Source organism: Shewanella sp. SACH, from assembly GCF_001887095.2.
Taxonomy (GTDB): Bacteria; Pseudomonadota; Gammaproteobacteria; order Enterobacterales; family Shewanellaceae; genus Shewanella; species Shewanella baltica.
Genome location: NZ_MPDG02000001.1, coordinates 849,505 through 864,248 on the forward strand (window position 1 = coordinate 849,505; position 14,744 = coordinate 864,248).

Sequence of the window (14,744 nt, forward strand, 5' to 3'; positions counted from 1 at the left end):
AATGAAGGGTTATTTGCGGGGATAAATGTCAAAAAAGTTACAAAGGCTATTAAAAAATATTGAACAGACGAGTGCGGCGTTCATGCGCTAACTGGCTAATATTATTCAGCTTAACCCTAATGCAAGGTGAGTGATTGTTAAGCGAGTGTTTATTATATTTTAATGCAAAATATTAAATGAGATTCTTGCTTGCATTCTGTGACATTGCGCGGTTTAATTGCGCCGTTCAACGACTTCGCTCGTTAGAGACATTACAAATATTACGTGAGTAGTAAAGGTTTTATGGTTCAGCAGTCATTAACCGTGTGATTGACAACATATCGAATTACATGGGGTTAAGAGGGTTTTTATTAGCTAATGCACAAGCATCCATTTTTTGCACTTTGCCTAAAAGTGTCACAATGCCAACGCTCGATTGTCGTGCCATACGATGATACTGGCCTTAAGCATCTCACGTTGATCCGCATCAATTCTGGCCGCGAAGAAGCCAATAGTCCCCTGTTAAAATAATCTTGCCTAGAGATAAGCTGGTTTGGCGTTTTCGCTAGTTCGGTGTTATCGGTTTTCGTTTTCTACTTGTGTTATCGGTTTCTGAAGGTCTTAACTTCTTTCGAACGTCTTTAAGCTGCTTATTAGCTTGATGTTTTAAGGATGCGACTCAGGACTTCATTCGGCTTTTTGGCGGTATTAACGCCCTTTTAGCCTCAAGATAGATACAAGTTGGGCAAGTAAAGATAGCTTTACTGGGGTTAGGGAATCAGCTTTCCCGTCAATATGATAGGATGTAGTGCGCTAAGATGAGTTGCCTCTTGCGCTATTAATGAAAATCGCGGCAATGTCACTTACACTAGCGTGACGTTGCAGCATTAAGTAGAAGGTGAAATCCACCTTCGTGTATGTCAGGTAAGGTGTCCCTTTGCCTGGGTTTGTCGAACGGGCGGTTGTGCTATTAAGCCATAACCGTTTAACCCATTTTTTAATAGACGGGCTAAATAATAATGAATGATTGGTCTATTGATGATGCTCGTGCTGGGTACAATGTTACTCACTGGAGCCAAGGTTTTTATGGGATCAGCGATCACGGTGAGGTGACAGTGTCACCGGATCCAAAAAATCCTGATTACAAGATTGGCTTAAATGAGCTAGCCAAAGACATGGTTAAAGCGGGCGTCGCTTTACCTGTACTAGTTCGTTTTCCGCAGATCCTGCACCACAGAGTGAACAGTTTGTGCCAAGCATTCGACCAAGCGATACAGAAGTATGAGTATCAGGCGGACTATTTGCTGGTTTACCCCATTAAAGTAAACCAACAGCAAACTGTGGTGGAAGAGATCCTGGCGAGTCAGGCATCAAAAGAAGTACCACAACTGGGTTTAGAAGCAGGCAGTAAGCCTGAGCTGATGGCTGTGTTAGCCATGGCGCAAAAAGCCAGTTCAGTCATTGTGTGTAATGGTTATAAAGATAATGAATATATCCGTTTAGCATTGATTGGTGAAAAGTTAGGCCACAAGGTTTACATTGTTTTAGAAAAACTGTCTGAACTGAAAATGGTGTTAGCTGAATCTAAGCGTCTTGGTGTGACACCGCGTTTAGGTCTGCGTGCGCGTTTAGCGTTCCAAGGCAAAGGCAAATGGCAGGCGAGCGGCGGCGAGAAGTCTAAGTTCGGTCTATCTGCTGCGCAAATTTTGCTGGTTGTTGAACAACTTAAGCAAAACGATATGCTGGATTCGCTGCAATTGCTGCATTTCCACTTAGGTTCGCAAATCGCTAACATTCGTGATATTCGCCAAGGTGTGAGTGAAGCGGGTCGTTTCTATTGTGAATTACGTGCATTAGGCGCAAGCGTTAACTGCTTCGACGTCGGTGGTGGTTTAGCGGTGGATTACGATGGCACACGTAGCCAAAGTAATAACTCGATGAACTACGGCCTGACCGAATACGCCAACAATATCGTTAATGTATTGACCGACATCTGTAATGAATACGAGCAGCCTATGCCACGTATTATTTCAGAGTCTGGCCGTTACTTAACCGCGCACCATGCTGTGCTGATTACCGATGTTATCGGTACTGAAGCTTATCAGCCTGAAGATATTCAACCGCCTGCGGAAGAGTCACCACAGTTATTGCATAACATGTGGCATTCATGGTCTGAGCTAAGCGGTCGCGCCGATCAACGTGCTTTGATTGAGATTTATCACGATAGCCAAAGTGACTTACAAGAAGCGCATTCGCTATTTGCTCTTGGTCAATTGAGCTTGGCAGAACGTGCGTGGGCTGAACAAGCTAACCTGCGTGTTTGCCATGAAGTGCAAGGACTATTGAGTGCGAAGAACCGTTATCACAGACCGATCATTGATGAACTCAATGAAAAGTTAGCTGATAAGTTCTTTGTTAACTTCTCATTATTCCAGTCATTACCGGATGCTTGGGGTATTGACCAAGTGTTCCCAGTATTGCCGTTATCGGGTTTAGATAAAGCCCCTGAGCGCCGTGCTGTCATGCTCGATATTACCTGTGACTCTGACGGTATTGTCGATCAATACGTTGATGGGCAAGGGATTGAAACCACATTGCCAGTACCAGCCTGGAGTGCGGATAGCCCGTACCTGATTGGTTTCTTCCTTGTGGGCGCATACCAAGAAATCTTGGGTGATATGCATAACCTGTTTGGTGATACTAACTCTGCGGTTGTTCGCATCGAAGATAACGGTGTGACTAACATTGAATCGGTATTGGCGGGTGATACAGTCGCTGACGTATTGCGTTACGTTAACTTAGATGCAGTGGCCTTTATGCGCACTTACGAAGAGTTAGTGAATTTGCATATTGCCGAAGATGAACGCGCACAAATTTTAGAAGAACTGCAAGTTGGCCTGAAAGGCTACACTTACTTGGAAGATTTTTCTTAAGATATTTTTCTTAAGATCTAGTGTGTTAAAATAAATCAGCCTAAGGTCACTTAGGCTGATTTTTGCTTTCTGGACGATATTTATTTATCGTCCGTGGGAGCCAAATTGGTATAAAGGATGTCAACAGCAAGGGCGCATAGCGTTTAATGGGGTTAAGGATTTGATGTTTTTTGAAGGCTCAGAAAAGAAACTTGAGATCATCGTGGCGGCGTCTGCGCTGAATTTACGCGAACTCGATGTGATCTTTTGGTCAGCCTTAGTCAATTGTGCCCATGCCGAGATTTTGTCGCAAATTAGTAATGCTGATTGCGATGCTTACCTGTTGAGCGAATCCAGCTTATTCGTGTGGCACGACAGATTTGTCATGCTCACCTGCGGCAATAGCACTTTAGTGGATGCCGCTTGCTATTTTATCGATGCGCTTGGCGTCTCTGCGATGGCGCTGGTGAGTTATCAGCGTAAAAACGAATACCAAGCCCACCTACAAGCCAGCAGTTTTGCCGATGATGTTGGCAAGTTGCGTCAGCGTATCGCGGGTAAGGCAATGAGAGTGGGGCATTTAGACAGTCACCATCATTATTTTTTCTGCTCTGACAGTGATTATCGAGTACCAAAGGATGATCAAACCAGTGAGCTGTTGATGTACCACATTCGTGGCAAGTTAGCCGATTATCTAAATGGTGGCTCGCAACGCAAAGATGAAATTTGCGCCGCACTCGAACTTAACGATTTACTCCCCGAATTTGAGATTGACGCCCATTTATTTGACCCCTCAGGTTTTTCGATGAATGGCCTCTGGGGCAAATATTATGTCACCTTGCATATCACGCCTCAAAGCGAGAATGCCTGCGCCAGTTCCTATGTGAGCTTTGAAACGAATCTTGATTTAGCCCAGTATCCGCAAGATCTCTTGGGACGGCTATTAGCGCTGTTTTCTCCCGTCAGCTGGGACACCATCCGCTTTAATACCGACGACTTAACGCAGGGATTTCCTGCCCATTTATGCTTAGGGCGTGGCTCATTAACGACCGAGCAAGGTTATGACATTAGTTTTAGTCACTATCAGCAGCTTGAGGCTGAAGTGCTGATCCATGAATTCATGTAAATTTTTGGCATTTGCTTAAGGAAAACCCATGACAGATCTGAGTGATATCCGCCGCGAGTATGCTAAAGGCGGCTTAAGACGTGCCGACTTACCGCAAAACCCGATGGACTTGTTTGAATTGTGGATGACGCAGGCGAGGGATGCTGAGCTTAGCGATCCAACCGCCATGTGTGTGGCGACTGTGGACGAACACGGCCAACCTTTTCAACGGATAGTGTTACTTAAGCGTTTTGATGACACTGGCTTCGTGTTTTTTACCAACTTAGGCAGCCGCAAAGCCCAGCAGATAGCCGCCAATAATAAAGTCAGTTTGCATTTCCCTTGGCATCCTTTAGAGCGCCAAGTCTCGGTTCTCGGAGAAGCGCAGGCGCTGTCTACCGCCGAAGTGCTTAAGTACTTTATGACCCGTCCTAAGGACAGTCAAATTGCCGCTTGGGTGTCGCAGCAGTCGAGTAAACTCAGCGCGAGACAAGTACTTGAAGGTAAATTCTTCGAAATGAAGGCTAAGTTCGCCAAGGGCGATGTGCCTTTGCCCAGTTTTTGGGGTGGTTACTTAGTCAGACCTTCGAGTATCGAATTTTGGCAGGGTGGAGAACACAGGCTGCATGATCGCTTTATTTATACTCGCCATGATGCTGAGTGGGAAATCGATCGTTTAGCGCCATAGTAGGGCGAATAGTACGGCATAGCACTGTGTATAATTGAGCCAGTGAACCTAACACCAACAGAGTTAAAAGACATTGAGTGATTATAAAATTTGGGTTGACGCGGACGCATGCCCCAATCCCATTAAAGAAATCCTGTTCCGCGCGGCGGAGCGTAAAGCTTTGCCGCTGGTGCTGGTGGCCAATCAAATGATCCGTATACCGCCATCGCCCTATATCAGTCAAATTCGCGTCGGTGCGGGATTTGATGTGGCGGATCAATACATTGTCGACCATGTCGAGCCGACGCATTTAGTGATCACCGCGGACATTCCCTTAGCGGCTTTAATCATCGAAAAGGGCGCCTTGGCACTCAATCCCCGCGGCGAGCTTTATACCGTCGATAACATAAAACAAAAGCTGACGATGCGCGATTTTATGGAAGATTTACGGGGTTCTGGCGTGCATACCGGCGGGCCGGATTCGTTTTCCCAAGCGGATAAACAGGCTTTTGCCAATAGCTTAGATAAATGGCTCGTTAGAGTATGAAGCATAGTTTACTGGTCGCTAATGGATAAAAAGAGTATCTTTAGCTTAAGTTAGGTGATGTGGGTCACGTTTAACTGGACAGGATTTTCGCCTGTTGCAGATGTTGATTTGCTTTACTGCATGGCTTTTAAACTCACTTTTTGAGGACTGATACGATGAAAAAATGGATGGGAATTGTCGCCTTATCGGCTATGGCCAGTTTTAGCTGCGCCGCGCAATGGCAAGTGATGGATCAAGATTCGCGAGTCAGTTTTATTTCGGTAAAGAAAGGTGACATTGGTGAAGTCCATCACTTTAAACAACTCAAAGGTACGCTAAAAGAGGATGGTCAATTCGAATTAACCATTCCGTTAATTGGCGTGGCTACAGGTATTGATGTTCGTGATGAGCGGATGCAGAATTTATTGTTCGAAGTGTCTTTATATCCTGAGCTCAAACTGTCGTCACAAGTTGACACTAAGATGCTAAAAGATCTTGGCGTTGGCGAGACTAAAGTTGTTGATATCGATGGTAAAATTGCATTGCATGGTAAATCGCAAACTAAGACTTTTTCGGTTATTATCACTAAAGTTTCTGATAACAAGCTGTTAGTGAACAGTTTTCAGCCGATAATTGTGAATGCTAATGAGTTTGATCTTGTCGCTGGGATTGATAAATTACGTGAAATTGCGGGTTTATCGAGTATTAGCCAAGCTGTTCCTGTGTCATTTGTACTAACCTTAACTCAGTAACTTCAATAAGATTGGTGTAGATCAATACGTCGGTTATCGAAGATAGGCTAGAGTTGAATAAGTGGCGTATGCTGGATCTCGATGAGAAGCCGAACTTTCGGCTTCTTTGATATTTCCGATTGTGGTATTAATAGCACCACAGTAGATATTAAGTTAATGAGTTTAAAGGGTAAAAAATGGTCACAGATAAAGATGGTTACATGCATTTGGTCCAGTATTTAACTGAACATCTTGGCTTATTTGAAACACCAAATTCTGAGGTGATTTCAGACGATACTGTGATGGAATTATTTGAAGAGCAATTGTCGGCGCAGATCATTATGGTGTGTGGTCAAAATCCGTCATTGTCTTTCACGCAGCGCAACATGATTATCCGCGAAGTGGATGCGATAGTATATGATTTAGAAGAGATTTTAGCTTCGGTTGCCAATCATAAAGCCACGCCCGCGCAGACGTTATTTATTACCGAATTTTCCGGTTTAATTAAGAATTTGTTTGATCAAGAAATCGCTAAACAGCAAGTCAGCGCCTAGTCTGAAGGGCGCTCTAATCTTGAGTGGCAAGCGTGCAGGCATTAAAATTAGGGCGTAATTTCAGCTCGTTGTAATAGTTAGTGTTAACGGCCTATTTTAACCGTGATGTTTTTGCCGCTTGATTGCCACGCTTGATTGCCACGCTTGAGTGCCATGTGTTTCCTCACCTTGAATCTAGTCTTAAGTCGCTGCGCGAGTTAGCGTTAAGCTTAAAGCATTTGGTGTGAGGCTATATCTGCTATTCGTTACCCTTCGAGTTATTCTACTTTTCATCTCTTTTCAGTCTTGTATTGCCACTTCGCTTTGTGACTTTTTCTGCTGGCTGACACTTAGCTCGAGTGATTTTAAAACTTGAGTGGTGAGGACTAAATCGGCTTAGCGTAAAATAAACCACTCTCTTTTCCAGCATTTATGCCATTGTCTGTGTATCTTTAGTGTGTGAGCTTTAACTATTTTCCCCTTCGTGTATTGATAAGGAGTGTTCAATGCTAACGATCTCTTCGGGCCATGCCGATGACATATTGGCAGTCGTCGCATCTGGTCGTGTTAACCATGAGGATGTTGAAGGCTATCTGGTTCCCGCCATTGAAGCTAAGCTGCAAGATCACGCCAGTATTCGCCTCTGGTACGAGTTTTCCTCTGAATTTGAAGGCATATCTGTCGCTGCTCTGTGGGATGATGCAGTACTTGGTTTATTTCACTTAAGTGATTTCTCAAGAGTGGTGATGATTGCTAACCAAGCTCAAACAAGCGCTATGGTCAATGCGCTTGCCTGCATGCTGCCGTGCCCTGTAAAGGTATTTGCTGCCGATGAGCAAACCCAAGCAAAAGCATGGCTTGATCAGTAAGCCGACTTCTTTATTGCGACGCTAAGCTTGTACTAAGCGGCCAATGACATTGTATGTGTGTGCCTTGGTTTAACAGGCTGCTTATGGTCAGGCTGCCATTAAGATCGTTTTTGAGCCACAGATTGATGCAGGTTAAGGTTCCGAGGCAGAGTTCTTGCTCCAGTTCCTGTCGCAATTGCGTGAGCTGCGCCTCCGTCATACCAATTCCATTATCGATAATACTGATCTGCAGCACGTCGTTCGATTTGTCGATGGCGATGGTGATTTCACGCTGTTCGTTGTGAGTCTTAAAAGCATGATTCAAAGTGTTAGTAATTAAGCGATAGAAGAGTTGCAGATATTGCCAAGCAGGGCCATCGATGATGATGTTTTCCTCGCAATTGAGCACTATTTCTACGTTTGCTTTCGCTAATTGCACTTTTAGCAAACCTAAGAGATGGCGCATAAATTGCGCCAGATGTAATGGGCGAATATCGTTTTGATGATTGGTTAGCAGCTGGGCAATATGCCGCAATTTCTCTGCCTGAGTTACCATGATTTCGGTGATCTGAGTTCTGTAATTTGCCTCGTCCGTTTGCTGCAGTTGGCAAACTTTGGCGAGTAGCTGATCTTGCTCATGCATGATCTGCGTCATCATTTCAGCTAAGAAGTTTTGCATTAGCTGTTGGCTTTGTTCACGGCTGAGATTGAGTTGATGATGCTTCTCAAGCATTTTAGTTAATGCTTCTTGCTCTTGGTAAAGCTCATTATTATGTTGATTGATAAGGCGAACTTGCTCTTGTAGATGATTGAGCGTCTCGACTTGCCCTAAGAGTAATTTATCCTGTTCTTGCTCTTTAATCTTTTTCAACGTGATATCAAAGGCGATAGCGCCGACCGCAATCACAGTATCGTCATCATCTTTTATCTTAAATTTGGTCACTATATAAATAAGATTCCCCAGTGGCGAGGGGATGGCCTCTTCAAAATTAATGGCTTCGTTATTGTGCAGTACGCGCCGATCATTTTGTTGATACTCATGGGCAAATTGGCTGGGGAATACCTCAAAATCCGAGGCGCCAATAATGCGTCTGCGTTCTATACCTAAAATTTCACAATACTTGTCATTCACCAGAATATATTTGCCGTGCAGATCTTTGACATAAATAAGATTTTGGGAAAATTTCAGCAAAGCCCTTAGTTGTTCCTTATGGCGCTTTAATTCAAGTTGGAATAGGTTCTGACTCTGCAATTGTTGCTCTAGGGCAAGATTACTGGCATCTAAACTCGCCATCGCCACTTCAAGTTGCTGAGTGCGCGACAGGAATGTCTTGGCTAATAAGCCAATTTCGTCGTGACTGTCTTTGGCTTTAAGTTCAATTGATGCGGAATCATTACGCTTTAGGGCTTGGACGATTTCAATAATCGGGGTAATAAACAGCCGATGTTGGAGCAAGAATAGCAGGATCAAGCCTAAAAGTTGGATGCACACTAAATAAATACCAACCTTTTCAACTAAGTGTTTGGCGGTATCTTGCAGTGGCGAAATCGGGGTGACAACTAACACTTTCCAATAGGTATTGGGCATCAAAAATACCGAAACCAGGGACGCCGTTTTCAAAATGGGATCATGGGCTAAGGTCACTGAGGTCAGTAGTTTTGGGGTGGTGAAATGGTTTAAGGCATTGTTATTGACTATGGCGGCTAACATGTCGCGCTCATCTTGATGACTTAGCCGGGTCAAATGTTGCATCTGTTCTTGGGTAAAGACGCGCTCGGCCACGGCTTCTTCGATAAAGGCTTTATCCGCATTGTGTAATGCCGCTTCGATGGGGCTGAAGTCTGGCTGCTGGTCAACGAGATGATTAAAAGTGACAAAGGTGTGGCTGGTATTGGCTTGATGCTGAAGATTATTATTGCCATGGGGATAGGCGAGTACTTGATTTTGACGATCTAAGGCAATGACATAACCCCTGACATCGACCATAGCATTGCGTAATAGGGCATTGAGCTTTTCTAAGCTGATATCCACAGTAGCGGCACCAATAAACTGATGGTCCATCCACATAGCACCTGAGGCCGTGATCATGGACTCATGGGTGGTGGGATCGAAATAAGATTTTGACCAGAAAATTTTGCCCGCAGGGAAATAGCGCGTCGGACGATACCATTCTTCGGTGTGATAGCTAGGAAACGTATCCTTGTTATAGCTATCAATCGCGACTAACTCGTCGTTTACATTGTGGCCCCAGAATAGGCTATCCCGGAATTTTTGCTGATTAAACGCGCCGGGTTCCGGCCAGACGCCACCGCCAGAGATGATGCGTTGCTGGTTATCGAGCGTCAGCAAGCTGGGGATGGTTTTCACCAGTTGCTCATGATCATAGCGATAAAGTTTTGCAATACTGGAAATGGAGCCGACAACGGTTTCGACCTGTGAAGTCATTTCCTGCAGTTTGGCTATGATTAACTGGCCATAGTTTTGGTTTAATACGGCTTGTTGATCAAGCACTTGTTGACGCTGAATGCTCAGAATGACCCAAGCTGTACTGCAAATCAAAATAGCGGCAATGACGAGTTGGATAAGGCTAAATTTGAACGGCAAACTGTTTTGCCATTGGGTTAAGGCAGTGTGTGGCTCAGATGTCGAACTTTTTCCCATAATCACCAGTTTCCAAATCACCACTTTTCATTGAGCCAGTGTAGCGCGTTCTCGCTGTTTTGCTATTGGCATATGTCTAAGTTGCGGGGATTGAATGGGATAAGCAGCGGGAATCAGTCGTAAACTGTGAATAAAATTGTCCCGTCCTAAGATAGGTTGACAGTTTCTAGGCCAGCTCCAGTAGCTGGCCTTTTCTATTATGCACCTGATTGGGTGTTTCCATATCCAAACTCAGGTGCGGTCTCATTTCGTTGTATATCGCTATCGATTCTCTAACAAGTCTCTTCAGCTCTTCCAGCGTTTTACATCGGTAGAGTAAAAACTCCTGCTTCAGTATCCCGTTTACTCGTTCTGCTAACGCATTTTGATAGCAATCATAACCGTCTGTCATCGACGGCTGAATATGGTTGGCCTGCAGTTCATCTTGATAAACAGCTGAGCAGTATTGCGAACCTCGGTCTGAGTGATAGACCGCATTAGCGCTATAGCGCTTATCTTTGACCGCCATTTTCAGTGCTTTCACTACGCTTTCTGCTTTCATGTCCGAACTCAAGTGATGACCGACTATCTTACGTGACGCGGCATCGGTCACCAGTGACAAATAGTGCACGCCTTGGTCTGATTCGAGATAGGTAATATCGCTGACCAGTACATGCTCGACATCGTGTAGTCCCTCTTCCTTCAGCAGGTTGGGATGCTTCTTCATCCAATGCTTGCTGAATGTCGTTTTTGTGAAGCTTCTCTTGGGCTTAACTAGCAAGCCTTCACTTCTCAAGTAGGTAAAGAACCCGTCTCGCCCGAGTTTGATATCATGTTCAACCAGCTTAGGCTGTATCAAAGTATAGAGCTTACGCGTCCCCAATCGTGGCATATAGTTACGCCAATATTGGACCCAGTCTTTGATGACCGATAGCTCAGCGCTTCGGCTCGCCATTCGGGCGACAGCCTGATAAATACCTTGCCGTGAAATACCGACAGCGCGACACGCAACGGCGAGGTTTATTTTGCTTTGGGTTTTGGCTTGCCAGAGATACCGGATAAGTACTTTTTTCTGAGGCCGGCTCCGTATTCATTGTCCATGATATCGACCATACCATTGAGAATTTGGTTACGCAGCTTCGCTTCGGCTAACTCACGCTCAAGGCGCTTGATAGTTTCGGCTGGGGTTTCTTTTGAATGAGGCATAAGGGGATGCTGAAAGAGTTTCGACCAATCGAGTTTACCATGCTTTCTCAGCCAGACGAGTACCGTTGTTTTACCCTGAATACCAAAACGAGTCTGCGCTTGCTTGTATGTCATTTCGCCTTTTTCAACACGTTCAACAACGCCTAATTTAAAAGCTAAGGTGTAATCGCGTTGAGTACGCTTACGGCTTGAGTTACTTGATGTTGTCATAAAGAAGTCCTCTTTATGTCAACGTATTTCAGGACGGGACAAATCGCTAATAAAAAGGCAGGGTTGCTCCCTGCCTTATCTCAAGGTCGTTATTTATAAAGAGAAGGTTTATTTGAACCACTCAGGATAGGCACAATAAAGAGTAACCAAGCCACTAGGAAGCCACTGAAAGCCACTACCATCCATTCGGCCATTGTCACCCCCATAAAGACCCAAGGCACATCAGTACACATGCCAGTAGGCATCATAATGGAAGGGAACCATTCGTGTAATGGCATCCAAGCTGGGAATTCAGGTAAGAATGAACACGTTGAGAAAGGCGATGGGTTGGTTTGCATGTCTACCAGTGATAGCGCTAGCTTTAATCCCCAAGTCGCACTGACTGCCCAAACAATGGCCGCGAGAATCCTTACGATGCGATATTTTGGCGCCGTCATGCCGATAAGACCGGCCGCTAATATACCAAAGACAGCAAGTCTTTGATAAATACACATAACACAGGGGTCGAGTTTCATTATATGTTGAAAATACAGTGCGCTTAACTCTAAGCCTAGGGCTGTGCCTGCGAGAATAAACCAAGACGAACGGGAATGGGCAAAGCGTGTAATGACAGTCAAAGTGAGCTCCATATCAACAAAAAACGCCCTCAGACATGGGGCGTTTTTTGGACTTTACTTATTTAATAAAGTTCAGTCAATAGAGAAGATTAATGTCCAGACACTGTGCCCAACACTTCTTTTGCACTGTGGTGGATGATTGTATGGGAATCATAGAAATATTGAGTGGCTTGTTCTAAGAATCCGGTTTGGATCGCCATAACGCCCACAATGGATAGCACGATAGTGTAGGGCAATGCCATCCATACCATTCTGCCATAGGATAAGCGGATCAGCGGTGCTAAGGCTGACGTCAGTAAGAACAAGAACGCCGCTTGACCATTAGGTGTCGCCACCGAAGGTAAGTTAGTTCCGGTATTAATCGCAACGGCCAGTAAGTCGAATTGATCACGGGTGATTTGGCCGTTAATTAATGCCGCCTTCACTTCGTTGATATACACAGTGCCGACGAACACGTTATCACTCACCATAGACAATAATCCGTTGGCGATATAGAAAATCACTAATTGGGTATTGCCTTCATAACCCAGTGCCCATTGGATAACGGGGGCGAATAAATGTTGATCGATAATCACGCCAACAACCGCAAAGAACACCGCTAATAATGCGGTAAAAGGCAGTGCCTCTTCAAAGGCTTTACCAAGGGCATGCTCATCGGTGACGCCATTAAAGGCTGTGGTTAAAATAATCACAGAAAGACCAATTAAGCCCACTGAAGCCAAATGCAAGGCAAGACCTGCGATCAACCATACACCCACTAGGGCTTGGACGATTAACTTCATGTTGTCTTTGTTAGTACGGCGCGCATCTTCATGGGCGGCATATTCACATAAGATCCGATGAACGGCCGTTGGCAATTTAGCGCCATAACCAAAAATACCAAATTTTTCAACTAAGTAGCAGGTTAAGATGCCAGAAATCAATACAGGGACTGTAACAGGTGACATACGCACGGCGAATTCACCAAACTGCCAGTTGGCCTGTGCAGCAATGATCAAGTTTTGAGGTTCACCTACCATAGTACATACACCGCCAAGTGCAGTACCGACACCCGCATGCATTAACAGATTACGTAGGAAGCCACGGAATGCACCGAGTTCTTCTTCGTTTAACTGATCTTCGCCCGCTGCGTTTTTACCTTCGGAGGTATGATCGTGATCGGCGCCGAAATCTTTTCCAGAAGCGACCTTGTGGTAAATAGAATAGAAACCCACAGCGACCGCGATAATCACGGCAATAACCGTTAACGCATCTAAGAAGGCAGATAAAAACGCCGATGCCAAACAAAACATCAGTGACACTAAAACTTTAGAACGCACTTTGGTAATAATTTTCGTGAAGCCAAATAGCAGCAATTGCTTCATGAAATAAATACCAGCGACCATAAACACCAAGAGTAATAATACTTCGAGGTTGGCTTCTATTTCATGTAAGACTTGGCTTGCGGATGTCATTCCAATTGCGACAGCTTCAATTGCTAATAATCCGCCAGGCTGTAATGGATAACATTTTAATGCCATTGCTAAGGTAAAAATAAATTCAAGCACCAATACCCAGCCGGCCACGAAGGGGTCGACATAGAAAAAGAGTAGTGGATTGATAATTAAAAATGACAGTATTGCGGTTTTGTACCACTTAGGAGAATTTCCTAAGAAGTTCCCAATAAACGCCTGACTCATTGTCGCCGGCATGGCAGCCTCTCTTCTAATTATGTTAAAAATTGCACGTGTTTAATATCAATACCTGCGTTTGTTAAATCAGTCTAGCCTAAAGAGAAAGCTAATGTAACGAGATACTGATACCCACATTTCAAAAAGCGGAGCTAATCGGCAAAATTGGCGTTTCTTGCCTTGATCTTGGTCGTTTTTTTGAGCGATTGTGTGACATTTACACGGCGATAACACAGTGAATTTAAGTGAATGGTTTCCATTTTTTACCGCTCTGGTATGATCAGTGACCATTACGACGCACAACAACTGGATAAGTGGGCTGATGATTATCAATGCCAAAGGACCTGCAAGTTTTGCAGAGAAGTATATTGTGAGATCCATTTGGGATAATAAATTTCCTCCAGGGTCCATTTTACCGGCTGAACGTGAGCTTTCGGAATTGATAGGTGTGACTCGCACCACTCTGCGTGAAGTGCTACAGCGCTTGGCCCGTGACGGTTGGTTGAAAATCCAACACGGTAAACCAACGCGAGTGAACAACTTCTGGGAAACCTCAGGCTTAAACATTCTAGAGACGATTGCCGATCTCAATCCCGAAGGATTTCCGGTATTGGTTGACCAACTTTTGTCTGCCCGTACTAACGTTAGCGCTATCTATTTCCGCGGTGCTTTGCGTTATAACCCAGATACAGCTGTGGATGTGCTCGCCAAAATTCACCAGCTTGAAGATACGGCGGAATCCTATGCCGAATTTGACTATTTATTGCATCACACTTTAGCTTTTTCCTCAGGGAATCCACTTTACGTATTGATATTAAATGGATTTAAGGGATTGTATAGCCGAGTCGGTCGCTATTATTTTACCAGTCCCGATGCGCGTTTATTGGCTTTGAACTTTTATAAAGAGTTAGAGCTACTGGCTCAGGCGAAAAATTATCTCGACGTTCCTGCGCTGATGCGCACCTACGGCATGAACAGCGGTAAGATGTGGTTACAATTACGCGATGATATGCCCGCGTCTATCGCACAGGATAATTAATTGCTGCGATTGATGTCGCATTAAAATAGCGATAAATACATAAAAGCCGTTTCCAATGGA

General features: G+C 44.6%; 13 protein-coding genes. 9 read left to right on the forward strand and 4 right to left on the reverse strand.

Features of this window, described 5'->3' with window-relative positions; genetic code table 11:
* Positions 1-357: 357 nt before the first annotated feature.
* The 8 genes from BM607_RS03725 (at position 358) to BM607_RS03760 (ending at position 7,322) form a co-directional block, all read left to right on the forward strand.
* The gene (locus BM607_RS03725; RefSeq protein ID WP_011846564.1) at positions 358-510 is read left to right on the forward strand and encodes a hypothetical protein; all 153 of its coding nucleotides are present in this window, start codon (positions 358-360) and stop codon (positions 508-510) included.
* Between the two features lie 488 nt (positions 511-998).
* Positions 999-2,912, forward strand: coding sequence for a biosynthetic arginine decarboxylase (speA, locus tag BM607_RS03730; RefSeq protein ID WP_006081274.1), 1,914 nt, complete (start codon positions 999-1,001; stop codon positions 2,910-2,912).
* A 163-nt stretch (positions 2,913-3,075) separates the two neighbouring features.
* Complete coding sequence (locus tag BM607_RS03735; protein WP_071938854.1) at positions 3,076-4,017, forward strand: adenosylmethionine decarboxylase; 942 nt, start codon at positions 3,076-3,078, stop codon at positions 4,015-4,017.
* Between the two features lie 28 nt (positions 4,018-4,045).
* Entirely contained in the window at positions 4,046-4,684 is a 639-nt protein-coding gene (pdxH, locus tag BM607_RS03740; protein ID WP_006081276.1) for a pyridoxamine 5'-phosphate oxidase, read from the forward strand.
* 73 nt (positions 4,685-4,757) lie between these two features.
* Complete coding sequence (locus BM607_RS03745) at positions 4,758-5,210, forward strand: YaiI/YqxD family protein (RefSeq protein ID WP_012587870.1); 453 nt, start codon at positions 4,758-4,760, stop codon at positions 5,208-5,210.
* A gap of 155 nt (positions 5,211-5,365) precedes the next feature.
* Positions 5,366-5,941 carry a YceI family protein gene (locus BM607_RS03750; RefSeq protein ID WP_071938853.1) on the forward strand — a complete coding sequence of 192 codons (576 nt, stop codon included), beginning with the start codon at positions 5,366-5,368 and terminating at the stop codon, positions 5,939-5,941.
* Positions 5,942-6,117: 176 nt separating this feature from the next.
* Positions 6,118-6,474, forward strand: coding sequence for a DUF3802 family protein (locus BM607_RS03755; RefSeq protein WP_006081279.1), 357 nt, complete (start codon positions 6,118-6,120; stop codon positions 6,472-6,474).
* A gap of 485 nt (positions 6,475-6,959) precedes the next feature.
* Positions 6,960-7,322 (forward strand): STAS/SEC14 domain-containing protein, encoded by a 363-nt coding sequence (locus BM607_RS03760; protein ID WP_071938852.1) that lies wholly within the window; start codon positions 6,960-6,962, stop codon positions 7,320-7,322.
* Positions 7,323-7,332: 10 nt separating this feature from the next.
* On the opposite strand, the gene BM607_RS03765 is transcribed toward BM607_RS03760, so the two are convergent.
* The 4 genes from BM607_RS03765 to nhaB form a co-directional block, all read right to left on the reverse strand.
* Entirely contained in the window at positions 7,333-9,963 is a 2,631-nt protein-coding gene (locus BM607_RS03765; RefSeq protein WP_071939278.1) for a PAS domain-containing protein, read from the reverse strand.
* Between the two features lie 166 nt (positions 9,964-10,129).
* Positions 10,130-11,358, reverse strand: a protein-coding gene (locus tag BM607_RS03770; protein WP_087486471.1) for an IS3-like element ISSba4 family transposase whose coding sequence is annotated in 2 segments (ribosomal slippage) — positions 10,130-11,007 and positions 11,007-11,358 — 1,230 coding nt in all. Because the reading frame shifts where the segments join, the coding sequence is not laid out codon by codon here.
* Between the two features lie 89 nt (positions 11,359-11,447).
* Entirely contained in the window at positions 11,448-11,975 is a 528-nt protein-coding gene (gene dsbB / locus BM607_RS03775) for a disulfide bond formation protein DsbB (RefSeq protein ID WP_071939277.1), read from the reverse strand.
* A gap of 89 nt (positions 11,976-12,064) precedes the next feature.
* Positions 12,065-13,666 carry a sodium/proton antiporter NhaB gene (gene nhaB, locus BM607_RS03780; protein ID WP_006081283.1) on the reverse strand — a complete coding sequence of 534 codons (1,602 nt, stop codon included), beginning with the start codon at positions 13,664-13,666 and terminating at the stop codon, positions 12,065-12,067.
* A 301-nt stretch (positions 13,667-13,967) separates the two neighbouring features.
* Here nhaB and fadR point away from each other — a divergent pair, with 301 nt between their 5' ends.
* Positions 13,968-14,684: a fatty acid metabolism transcriptional regulator FadR gene (gene fadR, locus BM607_RS03785; RefSeq protein WP_071938851.1), complete on the forward strand. Its 717-nt coding sequence runs from the start codon at positions 13,968-13,970 to the stop codon at positions 14,682-14,684.
* Positions 14,685-14,744: the final 60 nt, after the last annotated feature.